The following is a 3,105-nucleotide window of genomic DNA, read 5'->3' on the forward strand; positions in this document are numbered from 1 at the left end:
GGTCTTCGCGTAACGGGTGTAGAGCCAGGCGATGAGGAAGGTGGAGGCGAACTGCGCCAGGCCCAGCAGCAGGGCGACGTTGACATTCCCCACGACCTTGGTGGCCACGAGGTGCGGTGCATAGGTGCACAGGACGACGTAGGACACATAGAAGAGCAGAAACGCCCAGGTCATCGAGAAGCTGAAGCGCCGGAACCGGCTGCGCAGTTCGGCGAAGCTCTCGGTTTCGCGTATGTCCGCGTACTGCGGTTTCTCGAGCGGTTCGGTCGGGCTGGACATGGATCTCCGTACGTGCTGGTGAGGTTGGGGAACGGTGGGGTTGCCGGCGAGTGCGCGGTGGCGAATGCTTTCCACGGCCGGTGCCGGAGGCTTGTGACGTCGGCGTGCACCGAAGGTCGGTCCGATCTCATCAGCGGACGACGGGATACGGCCAGCGCTACGCACCGTAAGGTCTAGATCTTTCGGCGAAGGCGTGGATTCTTTCGGTAGGTCCGCTCGTGCGTCGGTGCAAGAATCTGTCAGCGGCATCCGAGCGACGGAGAGCCATGAAGGGGGACGCGCGATACCCATGCCGTACGCAGCACAATCGGCCGCCATATCCGGGCGGGGGAGCAGGGGGATCATGCCGGTTGCACCTCCCGGCCCGCCAGGCATGATCCCCGATTCGATCGGCCGGGAAGCCGAACTCGCGGAACTGCGGACCCTGCTCGGGATCGGCGCCGGCCCTGCGGTCACGGAAGGTGACCATATGTTCGTCCTTGTACGGGGCGGCTATGGCAGCGGGAAGAGCGCACTCCTGCGCGCCCTGCTCGATGAGGCGCGGGCCGACGGCAGGGCTATGCTCGATGCCTGGGCCGATCCCGACGAGAGCCGCACCGACCAGGCCGTGCTGCGGCAGCTGCTCGAATCGGCCCCGGCCGCCCCCTCCGCACGGCCCTGTGGCGAACCGCCCGAGGACGGCGCAAATCACCGGAGTTTGGACGCCGTGGTCGCCCGGCTTGCCGCGGACGGGCGCCGGCCTCTGCTCTGCGTGGACGACCTCCAGTGGGCGGACGCGGCCTCGCTCCGCCTGCTGAGACGGCTGATGCGCCGCGCTGACGGCTCTCCACCCGCCGTTATCGCCTCGCTGGGTCCCGGCGAGTCACCGAACGAGGACGCGCTCGGCGCCGTCCTGCCGCTGTTCCGCGACCAGATCAGCCTCTCCCCGCTCGCCCCGCAGGCCATAGAAGCACTGCTCGACCGGACGCTCGGAGACGACGCCGGCCAGGCATTCCTCGAGGCATGCCGACAAGCCACGGACGGCAACCACTTCCTGCTCCGTTCCGTCCTCGGCGTCCTGGCCGCCGCACCCCCGGAACCGAAACCAGGGACTGCCGGCGGTGAGCGGAGCGTGTCCGTCGCCCTCGGCGCGCTGCTGCCTGAACTGGCTCCCGCCGTGCGCTCGTTGCTCCGCGGCACCGTAGCCCACGGTGAAGCCGTGATCGGCGCGGTGGCGGTCTTCGGGTCTCCTCAGCCGGTGGAACTGATCGCCGAAGTCACCGCAGTGCCGCAGCCCGCCGCCGAGGACGCCGTGCACACCCTCGTACGCGCCGGGCTCCTGCACCAGTGCGAGCAGGGCGTGGGCATCGCCGCCTCGCTGCTCTCGGACGCCGCGGAACAGTTCGTACCGCCCAGTCGACGCCAGGAACTCCACGCCGGCGCCGCCCGCTTCCTGCTCAGCCGCGTCGCCCCGCCCGAGCAGGTCGCCCACCATCTGCTGCACTGTGCCCCCGGGCAGCCGTCGGCGCACGAGGTACTGCGCCGGGCGGCAATAGAGGCGAGCGACGCCGGTGCCCACGACCGAGCCGCCCGCTATCTGCGACGCGCCCTGTGTGAACCACTGGCGGAGGAGGAGCGGGCGACGGTCCTCAGCCTGCTGGGCGAGGCGGAGCTCGAGTCCAGCGTCCCGACCGCCATAGACGAGCTGCGCCGCAGCCTCCAGCTCAGCAAGGGCCCCAGCGAGCAGACCTCGGCCGCCCGCCGGCTGGCCGGCGCACTGTTCGCCGTCGACCGATTTCTCGACGCCCTGGACGTACTGGAACGCACCAGCGCCGCCATACGCCCGGTCGACCCCTCGTACGCGCTGCGCCTGGAGATCGACTTCCTCTTCATCAGCCTGGTCGAGCTGGCCTCCGCCGCACGTGCCTATCCGCGGCTGATGGACCTGGCCATGACGGACGCGTCGGGAACCGCCGTCGAACGTCCCCTGGCCGCGCTGCTCAGCCTGCGTGGAGCGATGGTGGGGGAGGACGCGGAGGAAGTGGTCCGGCTGGCCCGCCTGGCGCTCGGCCACGGCTTGGCGCCGGCAGACGACGAGTCGGTGGTCTACCACTGCGCGATACTCGCCCTCGGTGCCGCCGGCCGCCCCGACCTCTCACACGATTGCGCAGAGGCGGCCATCGACGAGGCGCGGGCCCGGGGCGCGGTCTTCCAGTACGCGCATGCCGTCGCGACGCGAGGCAACGCCAACGCGCGGTTGGGCCGCACCCTGGAGTGCCAGGCCGACGCCGAAGCCGCCCTGGAAGCGCTGCTGGAAGTGGGGGTGCCGCTCGGGTCCAGCCACACGGTGTTCGCCGTCGCGACGCTTGTCGAGTCGCTGACCCGGCAGGGCCGCCTCGAGGAGGCACAGACCCTGCTGGAGCGCAGCGGCATGGACAGGCAACTCCATCCGTACTGGATCAACGACTATCCCCTGCTCGCGCGGGGCTGGTTGCGCACTGAGCAGGGCCGACTGGAGGAGGGTCTCGCCGACTTCCTGACCTGCGGCGCCCGCACCGTGGCCCGCAACATGCCCGCTCCCGGCTTCTACCCCTGGCGGTCCGAGGCGGCGCTGGTGCACGCCCGGCTGGGCCGCGCCGAGGAGGCCGTGCGTCTTGCCGAGGAGGAGGTGGTGCTCGCCCGGCGCTGGGGCGTCCCGGAGATGACGGGTGTCGCGCTGCGCGCCCTGGGAATCGTCACCGGCGGGCCGAAGGGCCTTGAGATGCTCGACGAAGCGGTACGCACGCTGGAGATGTCACCTGCCCGCTTCCGGTACGCGCAGGCGCTGGCGGACCGCGGGGTCCTGGC

At 70.7% G+C, this 3,105-nt stretch carries 2 protein-coding genes; one reads left to right on the forward strand and one right to left on the reverse strand.

The genetic code is table 11. From position 1 onward, the window contains the following. The coding region (locus tag ACI2LP_RS34080; protein ID WP_404728412.1) for a DUF485 domain-containing protein at window positions 1-279 on the reverse strand (279 nt) is incomplete at its 3' end. Window positions 280-622: 343 nt separating this feature from the next. Here ACI2LP_RS34080 and ACI2LP_RS34085 point away from each other — a divergent pair. Next, the coding region (locus ACI2LP_RS34085; protein WP_404728413.1) for an AAA family ATPase at window positions 623-3,105 on the forward strand (2,483 nt) is incomplete at its 3' end.

The organism is Streptomyces sp. NPDC019890 (genome assembly GCF_044903445.1).
In the GTDB taxonomy this organism is placed as follows: Bacteria; Actinomycetota; Actinomycetes; order Streptomycetales; family Streptomycetaceae; genus Streptomyces.